The organism is Geodermatophilus amargosae (assembly GCF_041028265.1).
Taxonomy (GTDB): Bacteria; Actinomycetota; Actinomycetes; order Mycobacteriales; family Geodermatophilaceae; genus Geodermatophilus; species Geodermatophilus amargosae_A.
Map to the genome: position 1 here is coordinate 202,074 of NZ_JABGCW010000011.1, position 17,263 is coordinate 219,336.

15 protein-coding genes, 1 tRNA gene and 2 pseudogenes are annotated in these 17,263 nt (G+C 69.1%); 10 read left to right on the forward strand and 8 right to left on the reverse strand.

Annotated elements, in window-relative coordinates:
- Positions 1 to 127: 127 nt before the first annotated feature.
- A pseudogene (locus tag HLV61_RS15435) lies at positions 128 to 595 on the reverse strand (winged helix-turn-helix transcriptional regulator); the annotation flags it as partial.
- On the opposite strand from HLV61_RS15435, the gene HLV61_RS15440 reads away from it, so the two are divergent.
- The 3 genes from HLV61_RS15440 (at position 546) to HLV61_RS15450 (ending at position 3,241) form a co-directional block, all read left to right on the forward strand.
- Entirely contained in the window at positions 546 to 1,940 is a 1,395-nt protein-coding gene (locus HLV61_RS15440) for an MFS transporter (protein ID WP_369256930.1), read from the forward strand. The pseudogene HLV61_RS15435 and the gene HLV61_RS15440 overlap by 50 nt on opposite strands.
- A gap of 171 nt (positions 1,941 to 2,111) precedes the next feature.
- Entirely contained in the window at positions 2,112 to 2,468 is a 357-nt protein-coding gene (locus tag HLV61_RS15445; protein WP_369256932.1) for a PaaI family thioesterase, read from the forward strand.
- Positions 2,469 to 2,632: 164 nt separating this feature from the next.
- A complete protein-coding gene (locus tag HLV61_RS15450; RefSeq protein ID WP_369256934.1) occupies positions 2,633 to 3,241 on the forward strand; it encodes an LLM class flavin-dependent oxidoreductase in 609 nt (202 codons plus the stop codon).
- A 102-nt stretch (positions 3,242 to 3,343) separates the two neighbouring features.
- On the opposite strand, the gene HLV61_RS15455 is transcribed toward HLV61_RS15450, so the two are convergent.
- The 3 genes from HLV61_RS15455 to HLV61_RS15465 all read right to left on the reverse strand — a co-directional run bounded on the left by HLV61_RS15455 (position 3,344) and on the right by HLV61_RS15465 (position 7,129).
- The gene (locus HLV61_RS15455) at positions 3,344 to 5,113 is read right to left on the reverse strand and encodes a CocE/NonD family hydrolase (protein ID WP_369256936.1); all 1,770 of its coding nucleotides are present in this window, start codon (positions 5,111 to 5,113) and stop codon (positions 3,344 to 3,346) included.
- A 44-nt stretch (positions 5,114 to 5,157) separates the two neighbouring features.
- A complete protein-coding gene (locus HLV61_RS15460; protein WP_369256938.1) occupies positions 5,158 to 5,709 on the reverse strand; it encodes a TetR/AcrR family transcriptional regulator in 552 nt (183 codons plus the stop codon).
- 286 nt (positions 5,710 to 5,995) lie between these two features.
- Entirely contained in the window at positions 5,996 to 7,129 is a 1,134-nt protein-coding gene (locus HLV61_RS15465) for an MMPL family transporter (RefSeq protein WP_369256940.1), read from the reverse strand.
- Here HLV61_RS15465 and HLV61_RS15470 point away from each other — a divergent pair.
- The 3 genes and pseudogenes from HLV61_RS15470 (at position 7,075) to HLV61_RS15480 (ending at position 8,278) form a co-directional block, all read left to right on the forward strand.
- The gene (locus HLV61_RS15470) at positions 7,075 to 7,677 is read left to right on the forward strand and encodes a TetR/AcrR family transcriptional regulator (protein WP_369256942.1); all 603 of its coding nucleotides are present in this window, start codon (positions 7,075 to 7,077) and stop codon (positions 7,675 to 7,677) included. The two genes, HLV61_RS15465 and HLV61_RS15470, sit on opposite strands and share 55 nt — an antisense overlap.
- Positions 7,678 to 7,733: 56 nt before the next feature.
- Positions 7,734 to 7,895: pseudogene (locus HLV61_RS15475) on the forward strand (tyrosine-type recombinase/integrase); the annotation flags it as partial.
- 89 nt (positions 7,896 to 7,984) lie between these two features.
- Positions 7,985 to 8,278 carry a tyrosine-type recombinase/integrase gene (locus HLV61_RS15480; protein ID WP_369257048.1) on the forward strand — a complete coding sequence of 98 codons (294 nt, stop codon included), beginning with the start codon at positions 7,985 to 7,987 and terminating at the stop codon, positions 8,276 to 8,278.
- Between the two features lie 102 nt (positions 8,279 to 8,380).
- Here the strand turns inward: HLV61_RS15480 and HLV61_RS15485 are convergent.
- Positions 8,381 to 8,450: transfer RNA gene (locus HLV61_RS15485), tRNA-OTHER, on the reverse strand.
- A 1,190-nt stretch (positions 8,451 to 9,640) separates the two neighbouring features.
- On the opposite strand from HLV61_RS15485, the gene HLV61_RS15490 reads away from it, so the two are divergent.
- From HLV61_RS15490 to HLV61_RS15505, 4 genes are all read left to right on the forward strand, one after another.
- Positions 9,641 to 10,105 carry a hypothetical protein gene (locus HLV61_RS15490; protein ID WP_369256944.1) on the forward strand — a complete coding sequence of 155 codons (465 nt, stop codon included), beginning with the start codon at positions 9,641 to 9,643 and terminating at the stop codon, positions 10,103 to 10,105.
- Between the two features lie 10 nt (positions 10,106 to 10,115).
- Positions 10,116 to 10,475: a hypothetical protein gene (locus HLV61_RS15495; RefSeq protein WP_369256946.1), complete on the forward strand. Its 360-nt coding sequence runs from the start codon at positions 10,116 to 10,118 to the stop codon at positions 10,473 to 10,475.
- Between the two features lie 9 nt (positions 10,476 to 10,484).
- The gene (locus HLV61_RS15500) at positions 10,485 to 10,742 is read left to right on the forward strand and encodes a hypothetical protein (RefSeq protein WP_369256947.1); all 258 of its coding nucleotides are present in this window, start codon (positions 10,485 to 10,487) and stop codon (positions 10,740 to 10,742) included.
- 109 nt (positions 10,743 to 10,851) lie between these two features.
- A complete protein-coding gene (locus HLV61_RS15505; RefSeq protein ID WP_369256948.1) occupies positions 10,852 to 12,258 on the forward strand; it encodes a hypothetical protein in 1,407 nt (468 codons plus the stop codon).
- A 358-nt stretch (positions 12,259 to 12,616) separates the two neighbouring features.
- Here the strand turns inward: HLV61_RS15505 and HLV61_RS15510 are convergent, their stop codons facing one another.
- From HLV61_RS15510 to HLV61_RS15520, 3 genes are all read right to left on the reverse strand, one after another.
- Positions 12,617 to 13,207, reverse strand: coding sequence for a hypothetical protein (locus HLV61_RS15510; protein ID WP_369256950.1), 591 nt, complete (start codon positions 13,205 to 13,207; stop codon positions 12,617 to 12,619).
- Between the two features lie 110 nt (positions 13,208 to 13,317).
- Positions 13,318 to 14,088, reverse strand: a complete 771-nt coding sequence (locus HLV61_RS15515) for a YfbU family protein (RefSeq protein WP_369256952.1) — start codon at positions 14,086 to 14,088, stop codon at positions 13,318 to 13,320.
- An 802-nt stretch (positions 14,089 to 14,890) separates the two neighbouring features.
- Positions 14,891 to 17,245: a CHAT domain-containing protein gene (locus tag HLV61_RS15520; protein ID WP_369256953.1), complete on the reverse strand. Its 2,355-nt coding sequence runs from the start codon at positions 17,243 to 17,245 to the stop codon at positions 14,891 to 14,893.
- Positions 17,246 to 17,263: the final 18 nt, after the last annotated feature.

A 17,263-nucleotide genomic window follows, 5' to 3' on the forward strand; every position in this document is an offset into this window, starting at 1 on the left:
TGAGCTCCGGGATCAGGCGGTGCCCGCAGGCGTGCTCGAGGACCAGCGGGGGGCCCTCCAGACCGGCGAGGTGCTCGTCGCCCCATCGCAGCAGCGTCAGGATGACCGGGTAGAGGTCCTGGCCGGCGCTTGTGAGGTGGTACTCGAAGCGCTGCGGGTGGTCGCTGTACCGGTGACGCTGCAGGATGCCCGCGTCGACCAGCGTGCGGAGCCGGGCTGTCAGCGTGTCTCGCGGTGCTCCGGTGCGTCGGACCATCTCGTCGAAGCGGCGGTTGCCGAGGAAGACCTCGCGCACGGCCAGCAGCGTCCACTTCTCGCCCACCACCTCGAGCGTGCGCGCAACGGAGCAGACGCGGGGTTCCGCGGGTGCTGCCGTGTCGCACGCACGACGCACTGAGTTTGATATCTGGACGGACTCACTCCGGCGGGGATACCGTGCGTCCCAAATCCGAACTGACCCCTGGGGGCCACCCATGGCGCTTGGCAAGAGGTCGCCCGCATCCGCGGTCGCCGGACCCGAGCCGAAGAGCGGGACGGCGGCGGTCGTGGCGGTCCTCGCCATCGCGGTGTTCATGTCGAGCCTCGACCTGTTCATCGTCAACCTGGCGTTCCCCTCGATCGGCGAGGAGTACCCGGGAACGGAACTGAGCTCGCTGTCGTGGGTCCTCAACGCGTACACGATCGTGTTCGCGGCGGTGCTGGTCCCGGCCGGCCGGTGGGCCGACCGGGTCGGGCGCCGGCGTGCCCTGGTCGCGGGGCTGGCCGTGTTCACGGTCGGGTCGCTGCTCTGCGGCCTGGCGCCGGGGGTGGGCTGGCTGGTGGCGGCCAGGACGGTGCAGGCGGTCGGGGCCGGCGTGATGGTGCCCGCGTCGCTGTCGCTGCTGCTGGCCGTCGTCCCGCACGAACAGCGCGCCCGGGCACTCGGGTCCTGGTCGGCCCTGGGCGCCCTGGGTGCGGCCCTGGGTCCGGTGATCGGTGGTGGCCTGGTCGAGATCGGCTGGCGCTGGGTGTTCTGGGTGAACCTGCCGGTGGGGGTCGTGGCGATCCTGCTCGCCCTGCGCCTGGTGCCCGAGAGCCGGGACGAGACGCGGGGCAGCCGTCCCGACCTGCTCGGCGCGATGTTCCTCGCGCTGGCGGTCGGCCTGGTCGCCGGGGCGCTGGTCGAGGCAGCGGACCGGGGCTGGGCCTCGGCCGCCGTCCTCGGTCTGTGGCTGGCGGCGGCCCTGTGCGCGGGGGCGGTCGTGGCGCGCTCGTTCCGTCATCCGGCGCCGGTCCTGGAGCCGGGCCTCTTCCGGTCCCGGTCGTTCTCCGGGGCCGGGGCGGCGTCGGTGCTGTACTACGCGGCCTTCGGCGCGTTCCTGCTCAACACCGTCGAGTTCCTCACCACGGTCTGGCGCTTCACGCCGCTGGAGGCGGGGCTGGCCATCGCGCCGGGGCCGCTGATGGTGCTGCCGTTCGCGCGGCTCGTCGCGCCCCGCTTGATCCCCGTCCTGGGCGGGGTCGGGCGGGTCGCCGCCCTGGGCTGCGGGGTCGGCGCCGTCGCGCAGCTGCTCTGGCTGGTGCTCCTGCAGGTCGAACCGGCCTACGCGACGCACCTGTTGCCGGCGCAGCTGCTCGGCGGGGCCGGGGTGGGGCTGGCCATCCCCTCGCTGCTGGGGGCCGGGAGCGTCGGCCTGCCCGTGGCGAGCCTCGGCACCGGCAGCGGGATCCTGAACATGGCGCGGCAGGTGGGCACCGTGCTGGGCGTGGCCGCACTCGTCTCGGCGCTGACGGTCCCCGGCTCCGATCCGCTCGCCCCGTTCCGGCACGGCATCGCCCTGACCGTCGCATTCTTCGTCGCGGCCGGGGTGGTGTGCGTCGCCGTCCTGGCCCGGCGCCTCCCACCGGCAGCCGCGGTTGCCGCGACGCTTCCGCACCCCCGACCGCAGGAGACGGCATGAGACCGGACCAAGGCTCACCCTCCGACGGCTGGGCGAACCCCGGCCGAGGACCGTCACCCGGTGGGACCCGATGATCGGCGCCCACGCGGTGCACGACCTTAGTGGTCGCGAACACCTGCAGGCGACGATCGACGGCCGGTTGCCCCAGCTCCCCTCGGCGGACCGATGGCCATGACCGCGGTCGCCGTGGGCGAGGGGACCGTGGACTTCCGCTGCCAGCCGCAGCAGTCGGCCTACGACCCCATCGGCCTGGTCCACGGCGGCCTCGTCTGCACGCTCCTCGACTCCGTCGCCGGTTGCGCAGTGCACAGCACGCTGCCGGCGGGAACGGGCTACACGAGCCTGGAGATCAAGGTCAGCTGGCTGTGCCCGGTCCGGCATGGTGGAGGCGAGCTGACCGCGACCGGCCGGGTCACCGAACCAGGACGTCGAGCCGCCTTCGCCGACGGCGAGGTGCGCGACGCCGACGGCAGGTTGATCGCCACCGCGTCCAGCACCTGCCTGCTCTTCCCGCTCGGGGATGGATGACGCGGCGACAGGCCACCCGCGGCAGCTCGTCGGCCGGGGCGTCCAGGACGTGGTCGAACTGGGCGTGCACGGATGCGGCGTCGGGCTGCTCGTGGACCGAGTGCAGCAGCGCCCGCACCCAGGTCCAGGCGCGGGCCGTTCCCACCGGCGGTGTCGCCGCTCGCATGGCGTGGATCGACCTCTTCCACGCGGATGAAGGTCCCGGTGTCGGTGGCCGCGACGGGTCCGACGACCATCGCGGTCGGAGCCCGCCACTGTGGCCGGGTCGACTTCACCGTGGGGGCCGATCCACGGCGGGGGTCTGGGCGGTCGCCGAGGCTCGGCACGCCGTCCAGGGCCACGGGGCTCCGCTCTCGCTGGGGACCTTCGTCAACGTCGCCGTCCACCCGGACGCCGCGGTGGCGCGCGACCTGGTCCGCGGGAGCGCGGCGCTCTTCGCCCACTTCGTCAGCGAGGGTCCGCACGACGTCGTGCCGGACGACGACCGTGCCGTGGTGGAACGGGTGCGCGCGGCCTACGACGAGGCGGCCCACGGGCTCACCACGGCAGGGCAGGCGACACTGCTCCCCGACGCCCTCCTCGACCGCTTCGCCGTCGTGGGCTCCCCCGAGCACTGCACCACCCGGCTCCGTGAGCTGATCGACCTGGGACTCGACCGGATCATCGTGGTCCCCGGCTCCCGGGACGCCGACCCGGACGTCCTGGCCGCCTCGAACGAGCCCTTCGCCGCCGAGGTGCTACCGAGGCTCCGGACCGCGACCGGCGCGGGATGACGGACTGGACGCCCACGCAGAGCAGCCGGCCCCGCTCGTGCTGCTGAGGCACGTCGACGAAGCCGCCTGGGCATGGCCACGTGTCCTCCACCGGCCGTCGGATCAGGGCGCCGGGAGCGGCACCTCGGTGACCTCGATCCAGCTGTCACCACCGAAGTGCACGGTGTTGCGACAGGGGTAGGGCGGCACGGGCATGTCGAACTGCGCGTAGCCCTCACTCGGGTCTGCACGCAGCAGGTCGACCCGGCTGGCGAGCTCGAGCCGCAGGGTGTCCCCGGGGCGCAGCAGCGTCGGCCCGGGCGTGAGGCTGAAGCGCAGGACGACCTGCTCGTCCGGGACGAGGGGTTCACGGAGCCCGGCGTCGATGGCGATCTCCAATGGCGTGCTGCGTCCCTCCTCCTCGGTGCGGGACGCGGGACGGATGGCGCCGAGGGAGAGCTGGTGGCACTCGCCGGCGGCGTCGAGCCGGGACAGTCGGGCCACGACGTAGGAGTCGATCTCGTTGCAGCTGTAGGTGAGTCGGGCGGTGACCGGACCGGCGAGCCGGGTGTCCTCCTCGACCGGCAGGTCGAAGGTGAGGACCTGGTGGGCCACCTCGTCCAGGCCGCCGAGCTGCGGCAGCCCCAGGGGGACGGCGACCCAGGACCCGGAGCCCTCAGCCGTCGCCTCCCGGCTCAGCCGGCAGGTCGTGGCGTCCTCGTCCGGGGGCCCGAGGTGCAGACGCCGGACCTCCCCGCCGGCGGGCGGGAAGGTCGTCGCCGTGTCGAAGCGCGCGGCGCCCTCGACCCAATAGCGCACGTGCGGCTGCTCGGCGTAGCCGTTGTCGGTGCCGCGCAGGACGTGGTCGAAGAAGGCCAGCGCCTCACCCTGCCACGAGTAGACCGGCAGGTCGAAGACCGGCGGGGCGAGGATGAGCCACCGGGAGTCGGCAGGTGTCCCCGCGTTGGCGACCAGGTCGTAGCAACCGAACTGGTGCAGGTTGAAGTACCCGAGGTTCTGTACGACCGTGAAGGGCACCTCGACCTCGCCGAGCGTGGCGGTCGGGCCCTCGGGGATCGTCGCCTGCGCGCGGGTCTTCTCGTCGAACATCCAGTGCGCGTAGATCCGCCGCATGAACTCCACGGGCGTGGCGGACTCGAAGGACTCGAACATCCCCGACACCCGGTGGTGGACCAGCCGCTCGAGCAGGGGGTGCAGCGGCCCGTTGGTGACCTGGCTGAGGAGCGCACGGCGATCCGGTGACAGTCGCTCGTCGTAGTTCTCCTGCGTGTAGTTCCCGCCCATCCAGAGGCTGACGAAGAACCAGGCGGGCACGCCGGCGAAGTGCACCAGGTGGCGCCACAGATCGGTCGACACCTCGTTGCAGAACAGCGCCCTGAGCGCCGGCGGCTTGCGCGCAGCGACGCTGAGCTGGGACACGGCGTAGTAGGAGGTGCCGAAGAGCACGACCTCCCCGTTGCACCACGGCTGCTCGGCCGCCCAGGCGATCACCGCCTCGTGATCGTCGACGTCCTGCGGATCGAAGAACATCACCTGCTCGCCGGTCGATCGGCCCATCCCCCGGCGCTCGACGACGACGGGGCAGTAGCCGCGGTCGGTGAACACCGGCGGTGAGCCGATCTCGTTCGAGCCAGCCGGTATGCCCGCCGTGGCCCTCTCGGTGGCGTAGCCGCCGAAGGAGACGACAGCCGGATAACGGCCCGGTGCTCGGGGGACGTAGACGTCGGCGTGCAGCTCGGCGCCGCCGGCGACCGGGACGCGCTGGTCGGCCAGCACTCGGTTCCCGAGCCCTTCCATCGCGACGGCGCGTGGTTCCCATCCGGCGTACTGCCGGCCGGCGGCGGAGCCCCTGAGGGGGATGTGCGTGCTCATGCCGGTGCCTCTCCTGGGTCGGTGCTGAGGTGGATGCGGTGGGTTCAGGTGCGGTCCTGTTCGGTGCGCAGGCCGGTGAGCACCTGGGTGAGGGCCTGCTCGGCGGGGCCGCGGAACGCCTCTGCGCCGGTGGCCAGGGCGAGGACGGCGATGCCGGTGGAGGTCGCCTGCAGCAGGGCGAGTGAGGCCTCGGTCGGCTCGGCGCCGAAGGAGGTGATCAGCTCGGCGCCGAGTGGAGCGATCCCGGCACCCAGCGCGGCGAACGCACGGCGGACTCCCGGGTTGGCGTCGGCGCTCTGTGTCAGCGCCGTCAGGATCCGCGTCTGACGGGGGTCGAGGAGCACGTCGACGAGGCCGGCGACCTTCGCCGCCGGGTCCTCGGCCGACACCGCCGCGCGCAGGGCCTCCACGCGCCGGCGCACGGCCTCGTCGGCGACGGCGAGCAGCAGGTCGGCCCGCGTGGGGAAGTAGTAGGTGAGATGGCTCTGTCGCAGCCCGGCGCGCCGGGCGACCCGCGGCTGGGTGAAGCCGCTGAGCCCCTCCTCCTGGATGACGTCGAGCGCTGCCGTCACGATCGCCTCCCACCTGGCTGACACGAGGGCCTCCTGGTTGGTTACCTAACCAAGATGATGGAGCGCTGCCGTGCTGACAAGAGCCGGAGGCACGGCGCGGCATCCGCGCTCCCCTTGGCACGGATGGCCCGGAGGACGTTCAGGCGACCGCGTCACCACGACAGGCGCTGGGAGCCGTTTCGACCGCAGTCCCGCCCGCTGTCAGCAATCACGCGCGGCCTGCGTCCTCGGGTGCCGACCGCCGACGGCGTGCGGACATCGCGGGAACCGTCGGCCACTCCCCGAGGTCGCCTCACCTCACGTGGTCGGCCTAGCGCCCACCTGCCAGCGACGTCTCGCGATCCTCTGCCGGAGCACTCGGCCCGCACGAGGAGGCCGCACGGGCCAGGTGGCGGGTGCCCTCGATGTCGAGGTGGGGCAGGACCCCGTCCAGCCAGCGCGGCAGCCACCAGGCGCGGCGGTCGAACAGGGACATGACCGCCGGCACGAGGACCATGCGGATGACGCTGGCGTCGATGAGGACGGCGGCGGCCATCCCGATGTCGAGCATCTTGACCGTGGGGTCGGTGTCGAGGACGAAGCTGGTGAAGACGGCGATCATGATGGCGGCGGCGGTGGTGATCACCCGTCCCGTGCCGCCGATGCCGATGGCGACGCTGCGGTGGGCGTCCCCGGTCGCCGTCCAGGCCTCGTGGACGCGGGAGATGAGGAAGACCTCGTAGTCCATCGACAGGCCGAAGACGATGGCGAACACCAGCATCGGCACGAACGCGGGGATCGGCAGCTTCCCGTCGATGCCGATCAGGCTGGAGCCCCATCCCCATCGGAAGACGGCGACGACGACCCCGTAGGCGGCCCCGACGGAGACGAGGTTGAGCAGGGCTGCCTTGAGCGGGATGAGGACCGACCGGAAGGCGACCAGGAGCAGCACCGAGGAGAGGGCGACGACCGTGAGGATGAGCCAGGGCATCCGCTGGGCGATCTTCTCGGTGACGTCGACGTAGGACGTCGTCGTGCCGACGAGGTAGGTGCGGGCCGGCACCGTCGGGAGCACGTCGGTGCGCAGGTCGTCGACGAGTTCAGTGGTCGCGGCGACCTGGGGGGCGGTGGTCGGGACGAGGGTGAAGAGGGCGACGGTGTCGTCGGAATTGAGGGTCGGTGGGCTGACGGCGGCGACGCCGGCGGTGCTGTTCAGCGCCGACTGGGTGGAGCTCAGGAGGCTCGAGGCCTCCTGCGAGTCGGCCGGGAGCTCGACGACCACGGTGACGGGTCCGTTGGCGCCGGGACCGTAGTCGGCGGCGATGAGGTCGTAGGCGCGGCGAGTGTCAGCACTGACAGCGTTGCGCGAAGTGTCAGGACTGACGAAATGCGGTCGGGCGGGTACTCGGAATGACAGGCCACCGACGCGGTGGCGAAGGACCGGCCATCGGCCGTCGGGAAGCACACAAGCGAGCCACTCGCCAGGCCCTCCTGGACGCCGCTGACCGGCTGTTCCACGAGCGCGGGGTGCCACAGACGACCGTGCGGGACATCGCCGAGGCCGCCGGCGTCACTGAGCGGACCTTCTTCCGCTACTTCAGGACGAAGGAGGACCTGATCATCCGCGACGCCTTCGCCTGGATGCCCGCCTTCCAGCAGGCGATCCTCGCCCGCCCCGCCGGTGAACCCCCGCTGCTCGCGGTCCGCCGCGCACTCGAGTCCCTCATGGCGGCGATCACCCGGATCGATGCTGCGAGCCCCCCGACGCTGTTCGCCGCGGGTGCACCTGCCGATCGCCGGGGGCTCTCCGCCCTCGGCGTGATGCGCAAGCTCGAGACCGACCTGGCCGACGTCCTCGAACAACGCCTCGCCCGGGAGGCGCAGCCGGATCACGACCAGGCGGTGGTGCGCCGCTTCGGCGCCGAGGTCCTCGCGCGGACCGCCGTGGCCGCCTTCCGCACCGCCATGCTCCACGACTCGCACCTGCGGAGCGCAAGGACGCGCCGCACCTGACCGCGGAGCAAGCGCAGGCGCTCCTCGAGGCGATCCGGGGCGACCGGTTGGAGGCCTTGTTCCGGTTGATGCTCGCCACCGGGCTGCGCCGCGGGGAGGCGCTGGCCCTGCACTGGTCCGACGTCGACCTCGGCGCCGGCCTGTTGCGAGTCCGCTGGACCCTCGCCCGGACCTCCGAGGGGCTGCAGCTCGACGAGCCCAAGACCGACAAGTCCCGCCGGACCGTGCCACTCCCCCGGTCGGCGGTCGAGACACTCCGGGCCCACAGGATCCGGCAACTGGAGGAGCAGCGCGCGGCCGCAGGGGTCTGGCAGGAGAACGGCCTGGTCTTCACCACCGAGATCGGCACGCCGCTCGAGCCCGCAACGTCCTGCGGCGGTTCGAGGTCCTCGCGGTGCGAGCCGGCCTCCGCGGCGTCACCCTGCACACCCTCCGACACTCCACGGCGAGCTTCCTGCTGGCGGCCGGGACGCACACCAAGGTCGTCCAGGAGCACCTGGGCCACTCGTCGTACGCCATCACGGCGGACATCTACAGCCACGTCGGTCCGGCCCAGCAGCGGGAGGCGGCCGACCGGCTCGACCAGGCGCTCCGCTGGTGACCGTTGCTGTCCCCAGGCCGCGTTGCTGTACGCGTTGCTGTACTCATGCGAGAGGCGGGCCACCCTCGTCGGGTGACCCGCCTCTGACCTGCGGTTTCGCTGTCGGGCTGACAGGATTTGAACCTGCGACCCCTTGACCCCCAGGCAACTTCTTCCTGTCCACGGAAGTCCGCCTGCGTGCCATTTGCGCTGGTGACAAGGGGTGCGGCGTCCGGTGAGGTACGCGACCGTCCGTAAGAGTCCAAGTCGCGTTGCGGTTCCGGTTGCGGTTCCGCAGCTGCGGCAGCAAGCCTCCGCGACCGAGGGCACGGTGCAGGCGTCCCCTAACGGCGCCGGAGCACCCCGGCTAGAGCTGAGGGGACTCGAACCCCTGACCGCCACACTGCCAGGCCGTCATGATCGCGTTCGTGGCGGTTCGTCGTCGTTCCATTAGTGACGTGATCAGCGCAGAAATACGGCCGCGGACGTCTACGAATGACCGCGAACGCGCTCAACTGCAACCAGAAGTGCAACCACCGACTGCCGGCCGCCTCCATCCGTCGCCACGGCACTGAGGGCGCTGTCCCGCCTCGGTTAGCCACGGACTCCGGACCGCTCGGCCTCATCCGTCCCCGCCGCATTGCCAGGCCGTCTGATCGCGATCGTGGCGGTTCACCGCAGTTCCGTAAGCCTGATGGCCCGATTGTTCGCACGTCGGCGGACATGCGCGTACTGGCCGCGAACGTCGTCAACTGCAACCACAACTGCAGCCAGCGCCACCGCGAGGATCCTGGCGGACATAACGCGAACGGGCGCTCAGTACGCCGACATCCCGCAGGGACGCCCGCCCACTGCTCCATCGGTCCCACGCTCGACCGCGTGTCCCCTGCCACGCAGGCGGTGTCCACCCACCGAAGCCCGCCAGGCTCCGCGGTGGGTTGCCTCTGGGCTGGTCCTGGCTGACGTGATGGAGGGATTGCGGCAATCAGCCCAGTTGGTCCCGCCGGCCACCGCATTGGCACTGGCGCCGGAAGACCCAGTTCGACCGTCACGGAGGGTGGTCTCGAGCCTGCGGCTCCGGGGCCTGCTCGACCTGCATCACCTGAGCTGTGAGCTGCTCGGGGAAAACCAGGCGAGGATCTCGTGGCGCTGTGCCGGACTCACCACATGCTCGCTCACCGCTACTTCGAGTCGGGCCGGTACGAGACGCTGCGTGAAGCGACCTGGGCATCCACCCGAGACGTCAGGGTCTACCGCCAGCATCGGCCGGTGCTCAGACGGCTCTGGGAGAGGTTGACCAACTGAGCCGTCCAGTGAAGCAATTTATGCGACGCTGACTACTCAGTGGGACGCTGGAGGTCCAGACGAAAGGGAGCTGACCTGATGCCCGAGCCGCTGCTGGTGGTCCTAACCGCAGTGCCAGGGCTGGCACTGGCACTGGTGACGGGCTGGTGGCTGCGCGGCCATGAGACGAAGCGCGAGTCGGAGAAGGCAGAGTTCGTTCTGAAGGTCCGCGCCGGTGAGGACCTCAGGGTGGGGTGGGCCCCGGTGATCACGCTGTGGCCCGCGCCACGCCGGCTGGACCCGGCGGGAGCGTTTGCGGCTGGCACCGCCCGGACGCTGGCTATTGGAGGAATCCCGGACCAGTACCCGCGTCCCGGTACCGTCGACGCACAGCTGCAAGCAGTCTATGAAGAGATTGGCGAAGCCATCGACTCGAGCACGCCCTGGAAGCTCACCACCTGGGATCCTGAGTCAGGAGCCTTCTATAGGCATCGCCTGTTTGACCGTCTTCGCGACCGTGCTGGCAGCGGCTTCGACCGCCCGGATGCGCGTTCCGACCCGTGATCGGTGAGGGATGGACCCAAACGCTTCTGGCCCGATCGAGGCCTATGCAGCTGCGGACAAGGACACCCGCGAGCTCATCCACACCCAGCTCGACCGCAACTTCTGGCTAGCGAAGCAGGAGGTCTACCTCCAGTGGGCTGGCCTGATCGCCGGACTCATCGTGACTTTGTGCTTCCTCGGCGTCTCCGCCTGGCTCATCAACGGGGGCAACGAGGTGGCGGGCACCATCCTGGGCACGGTGGATCTCGCCGCCCTCGTGGCGGTGTTCGTCTACGGACGCAAGGGAGTCACGCAGCAGTCCCCACCCACTGGGGACGCCCTCCCCTCCCGGCCCCAGCCGGACGCGCTTCCGGGCCCCCCGCAGCAGTAACGTTCGAGCATGAGCGTTCCTGACGGCGCACCGCCAGCGCTGCTCAGCGCCTTCGAGATCGTCGAGCAGATTGGGCACCACCGCCTCGACCCAGCCAGCCCGCAGACGCCGGGCCTCGGTGCCAGCGAGCACGAGTGGCAAGCGAGGTTCGACGAGTACCTCCTTGAGCAGCGGGCTGTCCTCGAAGGCATTGCCGAATGGCTCGACGAGCGCTTTCAGCGAGCCCGGACCGGATCGACGGTTTGGTGTGGGCCCTGTGTGGCTTGATGATCAAGGGTTCCACGGCGACCTCCTCGGCGTATGAGCAGCCCAGCCGGAAGCGTCCGCGCTGACTCGTAGCCTGTCTTGGAGGGCGGCCGGAGGGAGGCAGCGCAGGGTGGCGCTCAACATCGACGTGCACGAACGGCTGCGTCGTCCGGCGGACCTCATGAAGCTTGTCGAGGCGGTGCTCGCCGGCAAGGACGAGGACGAGGCCGACTGGATCGAGTGGAAGTCGACGCTCGAGCTCACCACGCTGGAAGGCGCCTTCAACATCGCTCGTCAGATCCTCGGCTCCGCGAACCGGTTCCCTGAACATGCGGGGCGCTTCATGCAGGGCCTGGGGTACGTCATCGTTGGCGCGGCACCCGGCTCTCTCGACGGCGTGACGCCCCTGGACCTCGCCAAGCTGGATGCGGCGCTGGAGAAGTACCTCGGCAATCCTGGACCGACGTGGGGAGGCACCTACGTTGATGTCCAGGGCAAGACCGTCCTGGTTGTGATCGTGGAGGCTCCTCGCTGGGGCGACCCGATCTACTCGCTGGCTAAGACGTTCCAGCCTGCGAGCGGGAAAGGCGGAGCCTCTGCGGGCACGATCTTCATGCGGCGGCAGGCCCGGACACGGCCAGCCGAGCCTGGCGATATTCAGCTGCTCCAGGACCGGCTCGTTCGAGGTCAAGGGCAACCACAGAGGCTTGACTTGGCCGTGGACTGGCCGGCGGACGACGCAGCGCTTCTCCCCCTCGACTTGAGTGACGAAGCGATCGAGGAATGGATTGCGCTCCGGCGTGAGGCCGTGGTGGCCATGGAGCCACCGCCGGAGGAAGAGACCAAGGATGGGCCCTCTCGGCTGCAGTCGGTGATCGGCAAGGCACTATCCCGGGATCCTCGCAGCCGCGAGCAATACCTGGAGGAGGTCGAGGCCCACCTAGAAGAGTGCCGGAGCGCAGTCAAGGAGGCGGTCTTCAGTGAGCTTCTGAATCAGAGGGTCAATCTCGTAGCGCTCCGGGTCTCGAACACGACAGTCCGCAATCTTCCGGACGTGGAGCTGACTCTGCGCATCGAGGCTCGGGCAGCTGCTTTCGAGGAGGAGCGGGAGCGCCAGTGGCGCCTGCCCAAGCCCCCGAGGGCGCACGGCAGCCCAAGCCCAAGCTTCTTCGGTTTCCCCGACGCCGGGCTTGGGAGCGTGCCGGCCATCCCTGGCCTGGATCTGTTTCCGACCGTGGGCCTTTCCGATGATCCTGCCGACGTCGAGATCGACAATGACTCATCCGTCGTGATCACGCTCCAGCTGGGACGTCTCCGCCCGCATGGCGTCAAGTACGCCACTCCATTCGTCCTGCTGACCGCGGAGGACCCAGACTCAACGCTGACGATGAACTGGACCGCGACGTCGACGCGTGTGGACGCTCGTCAGGAAGGCGAACTGACTCTACAAGTCTCCACGGATGTGCTGACACCCCTAGACCTCATCCCGTACGCAATCGATGGGCAGTTCAGGAACGAAGACGAGGCAACGCGCTAAGTTCGCGACCAGGGGCGTGGAGAAAGGCGAAATCCAATGAGTCGTTCCCGGAGAGAGCAGAAGGTTGCCGAGCGCATGATCGCTGACTCGAGCCAGCCGGCAGCTGCAGCTGAGATTTATGACCAGCAGGCGAAGGCGGCGAAACCGCGGCATCTCCGCGCGCACGCTGCGGCGGCCGTGGCTATTGCGAACCAGGCGTAACCGCAGCTACTCGGCCTCCCGGACAAAGTTTGGCAGGTCGGGCACCGGCATCCACGCAGAGAGGCCGGCGACCACATCTTGAACGGCGTTGTCAGTGACCGGGCTACGCGGGGGCCAGACGATGGTGCCGGCCGACGGCCATAGCTGGATCCAGCGGTCAGCGGGGGGGAGCCATCTGAGGTACGCCCCCGCCGTCGTCGGTACGAACGAGTAGTGACAGGCCGCGAAACGTCAACGAGCAGACCAGTACATGCCGGCTCTCGCGGCCATCCAAGGGCCGGTCGCGGTGATGTGCCTCCACTTCAAGCACGTAAACGGCGAAGTTGGATAGTCCCTCGTGCCGTGCCGCCCAAACTCTGGTGAACTCGGGTGGTCGCTGGGCGTCGACGAACTGCGCGCGCATCTCGCGCGTTGGGGTGATGCGCGGTGAACCAATCCGCTCTCGGACCCAAGCCGTCTTGACCGCCCAGGCGGCCACAATGCGAAGTTGCTCCGCCTCCAGCGCAGTGAATCCGAGCGGATAGTCCGTCGACCACATGCGCTCGAACAAGGGGGCAACCTGCTGCTCGAGCCGACTCATCCAACCACCGTTGCAGGTTCGACAGACCTCACGCAGCCGAGTCGTCAGCACCGACCCCTGCTTCTTGGTGACCTCCGTCGGCAGCTCGCGGTACGTGTCAACGGAGGACCGGTCGAAACCAATGCGGCGGGTGGTCTGCGTCGGCTCGACGAGTGCACCCTTGCCCAACCAGCGAGGCCAGACATGCTCCTCAGTTAGGTGTCCCCGCCGACCACAGAAGTAGCAGCCAGCAGGCTTGTCTCGTCGCTGGCGCCTGCTCACGAGGCCCCTCCACTCGGTCAGCTATTCGGGGTCCGGTGGGAGGGGTGGACCCGCGCATCTGCGATCCGCTCCAGCTCCTCGAGCGACAAGAGATTGTCGAGGCGGCTGACTCCCCGCTTGCGGCTGTCCATGATGCGGCGGAACTCGGAGAGCATCCGCACGTAGGTGTCGAGCATGGGCATGTGCGAGTTGCCGTGGTCGTTTCGCTCGAGCTGAGGCTGCAGTTCGGTCCAGCGTTCGCCGTCACGCATCAGGAATTCGACGTAGCTCGCCATGTGCCCCTCGAGCGCGTCGTTGTGGTCGAACCCCCGGAACTCAAGCTGCTGGGCCAGCTCCTCGGCGACGGGCGTCCCATCGCTCTCCAGGTGGCTGATGCTGTAGGTGGTGATGCGGAACATCTGCAGGATGTCCGACACCCGGCTGCAGTCGCGCTTCGACAACTCCGTCCTGAAGCCCGCCGTCTCGTACCAGTACTCGCCCGCGTAGCCCTCCTCGAGGATCTTCGCCCGCATCAACTGGTACTCCAGGTCGCCGTCGGCGTCGTTGGCGTCCTCCGGCAGCACACGGCCCAGGATCCGGTGAAGCAGGGAGAGCACCTGTCGGTCGACGATCCGCATGCTCTCGGCCGGGGGCTCGTCGCCGTGCTTTACCTCGCGTTCGAAGACGGGCACGAGTGCCTCCATCAGCAAATCGCGGACGTACTCGCTGGTTGTCACGCCATGGCCGTCGGCCAGCTCCTTGAGCTGGTCGCGGACCCGGTCGTCGACTCGGACGTTCAGAACTGCCATGGCGGCTTCCTCCTGTAGTGGTGTATGACAAAAGTGTAACATAGTCATACAGGAGCACCGGGGTGGAGGACCCCAGACCCTTGCCTTCAGAAGGCCGGACCGAGGCCCTATGGGTACGGATTCGTGGGCCGGTGCTGCGGGTCCGCGAGGTCGGCCGCGGCGACGGTCCCATCGAAGTAGGCCGTTACTCGGACGATGCGGATCAAGTCCTCGCCCATGCGACCGCCGTCTCGTAGGAACCGCCAGCAGACATCTGGTGACGAGGGCGGCATCCGGCACAGCCTGTGACGTCCGAGGTGCGCCGAGCACGGCGTCGATGTCAACGGAAGGAAACGGGCCGACCACTTACCCGCGTAGTACATGGGACCGGCTGAAGTCGACGCTCACGAACCCTTGCTTTCAGCCCTCGCCGCGCCGAGTCCCCTCGCCCCGGCTTCCTGCCGGCGCACCGCTACCCCACTGGAGATATCAAGATCACGAGCGGACACACCTCATGCACCTGAGGCTTTGCAATTCGTGGTGACGGGTTACCACTGGGCGTCTGCAGCACCGGGCGGGGCCGCCGGACGACGGACTTCGACGGCGACATGGGTGAAAGGGTGGCGAGGTCGAACTCCCGATCCGACAACGCTGGCTCCTTGCGATGGTCACCCGAGCAGTTAGCGCGCCTGCGGTCTGGAGTAGGCACCACTCAAGGTGCTCAAGGCCGCAGAACCATACCTGCAGTGAGCCGACCTTTCCCCGCACTGACCCACTGTGCGGGGCAGCCCGGCTCGGGCTGCCCCGAGTGGGCTACATCTGGTTACCGCTGTACCCCGAGGCATTGGTACCCCGCCCAGATGACTGGGTAGGGGGCGAGCCGCCTGGGGTTCGTCCCCCGTCTCCACTGCTGCAACGCTCGGCGCTGCAGCTCCGTGAGAAGCCGGGCGGGATCGTCGGCCTCCTCAAGCTCCGAGACCAGCTCGGCCTCGAACGCGGCAGTGAAGGGAGTGTCAGCAATCGGCCAAGCCGTAGCGATAACCTGCCGAGCACCTGCCGACAGAAGGGCCGCGCCGAGTCCCATCCACTCCCCGCTGCCGGCTCCGCCGGAGCCCGCGGAGTCACAGGCACTGATGACCACGCGAGTCGGGCTGGGAAGTCGCTTCCCGGTGTCGAAGACGCCAAGCCAGTCACCGGCGGCGACCACATCGTCGTCTTGGAGGACGAGGACCGCGTTGAGCCCTCCATTGACGTCGAGATATGCGGCGTGTCCCGAGTAGAAGAAGATGCCTGGCGTCCCTGCGGGAAACCGCGACAGCCCCGCGATGAGGTTGGCGCGCGTCGCCTGCCCGGAGGGCCTTTCGCTTTCCCCCCGGTGACTCAGTTTGATGAGCGGCGCGAGGTCCTCGTGGCGTGCGTTCTCGAGGCTGCCGTCGGGGTCGGTGCATGCGACGAGGAGCGGGAAGGTTCCGCGATCGGGGGGACGGGCAGCTCCTGCTCGCGCTACAAGGACAGCCGGTGGCTGGATGCGAATCACTGCGCGCTCAACTAGGCGGACATCGGCGGCAGGGTCGAGCGCGAGGGACGCAAGAGGTAGGACCGACAGCCAATTCCCACAAACGACTAGGGACGTCTCAGCAGAATGCAATAACTGAGCGCGCAGGACAGGAGGGATGGCGATACTGCCCAGCCGAGCGGCGACGTCGCGCTCTTCCGCTGGCGTGGACAGTGGCACAGCAGCCGGCGCATCCGTTCCGACGAGGTCACGACCTAGGCGATCGACCAGTTCGAACTCCTCGTCGTCGATCCCCCGAGTGCCGCACCACCAGCGGCCGGAGGGTGAGCGCACCGCCCAGTGGAGACGCCGAAGAGCGGCGAACGTCCCCCACCACCAGGCTTCATCGCCGCCGACAGCGGCGATCGTCCACTCGAGGGGAACTACCTGCTGGGACGGAGGGAAGTGTGAGGCCGCGCGGCCCTGCAGTTGGCTCACTCCGCAGACGCTGACCAGATCTAGCGCGCCGAGGTCGCTGCGGCTGGAGTTCAGGAGAAGATCAACGTCGGTGATGTCGGTCTGGCCGTCAAACCGCGTGCCGCGCTGAGGAAGCGTCTGCAGACGCTGCGACTCGATGAGCTCGGCGGCGGTGCCAGCGTCGCCAAGCCGCACGCAGAGAGTCAGCGCTAGGTCGCGCCGCTCGTCGAGCTGCCGCTTGAACTCCGTACGCAGGATCGTCGACCCGGTACGAGTGAGCTCATTCATGCCCAGAGCCAGGCTGGTCAGCACCTCGCTCATGGCGGTGCGAAGGTCGCGGCGTTGCAACTGAAGGACGGCGGCGAGGAAGTGGGCCTGCCCAAGCATCTCAGCTGAGCCCGTCCGGGACGCCGCGGCAAACGCCGTCTGGACGACCTTCTCGAGAACATTGCGGAGGTCAATCGCGGGGCGGTCAAGGAGGAAGGACAGTGTGCTGGTCAGCGACAGGAACTCGCGGTGGTCGTTCATGTGCTCCATGAGCGCGACCGCGTGAAAGGCGAGCGTCACGAAGCCCTCCTCGGCCGCTTCGTCCGTCCCATGCTGGATGTACAGCTCGGCGATTCGTCGGTCCAGGCTCCATCCCAGCCGGATGTGAGCGTCCTGGTCGCGGGCGATGTCGCGTCGAAACCGTCGCAGGCCACGGGGGGCGCTGGGAGCCGGTGTGGCTTCCCACGCTGCCTTGCGGTCTTCGCACATCTGGAGTTGAACCTGCCAGTTGGGCTCCGCGTCCACATCGGCCCAGAAGGTCAGATCGGCTAGGTAGGCCTCGTACTCGCTGCCCGCGACATTTGACCGGGCCTCGTGGACGTAGTGATCCGCCTCTTGGTCAAGGCCCAGGGGCACGCACATCATGTACAGGCTCATCTGGATGCGGCCGAGGTGGACTCGGTGGGCTGGGCGACCCAACAGCGCCCGCTCACCTGCCCGATAGGCCTGGAGGGCGGCCTCGGTCTCGCCTTGATCCTGATGAATTACAGCAAGGATTTCGTGGGCCTGGGCTCGAACGATCGCAGCGTCGTCGCTGTCGTCAACCGATGCGGAGCCTTGGAGGACCTCGGTGGCAAGGACGCGCGAGCGGTGCAAATCGCCCTGCTGGTAGCTCCGCACGGCGGTGTCGAGGACCCGCCTAGCTTGTTGCAGAGTCACGGGGATCGCGGGTGGCGC

Coding starts and splice junctions, on each gene's coding strand:
- HLV61_RS15445 (WP_369256932.1), top strand. CDS start 2,112: ATGACCGCGGTCGCCGTGGGCGAGGGGACCGTGGACTTCCGCTGCCAG.
- HLV61_RS15450 (WP_369256934.1), top strand. CDS start 2,633: ATGGCGTGGATCGACCTCTTCCACGCGGATGAAGGTCCCGGTGTCGGT.
- HLV61_RS15455 (WP_369256936.1), bottom strand. CDS start 5,113: ATGAGCACGCACATCCCCCTCAGGGGCTCCGCCGCCGGCCGGCAGTAC.
- HLV61_RS15470 (WP_369256942.1), top strand. CDS start 7,075: ATGACAGGCCACCGACGCGGTGGCGAAGGACCGGCCATCGGCCGTCGG.
- HLV61_RS15490 (WP_369256944.1), top strand. CDS start 9,641: ATGCCCGAGCCGCTGCTGGTGGTCCTAACCGCAGTGCCAGGGCTGGCA.
- HLV61_RS15495 (WP_369256946.1), top strand. CDS start 10,116: ATGGACCCAAACGCTTCTGGCCCGATCGAGGCCTATGCAGCTGCGGAC.
- HLV61_RS15500 (WP_369256947.1), top strand. CDS start 10,485: ATGAGCGTTCCTGACGGCGCACCGCCAGCGCTGCTCAGCGCCTTCGAG.
- HLV61_RS15515 (WP_369256952.1), bottom strand. CDS start 14,088: ATGGCAGTTCTGAACGTCCGAGTCGACGACCGGGTCCGCGACCAGCTC.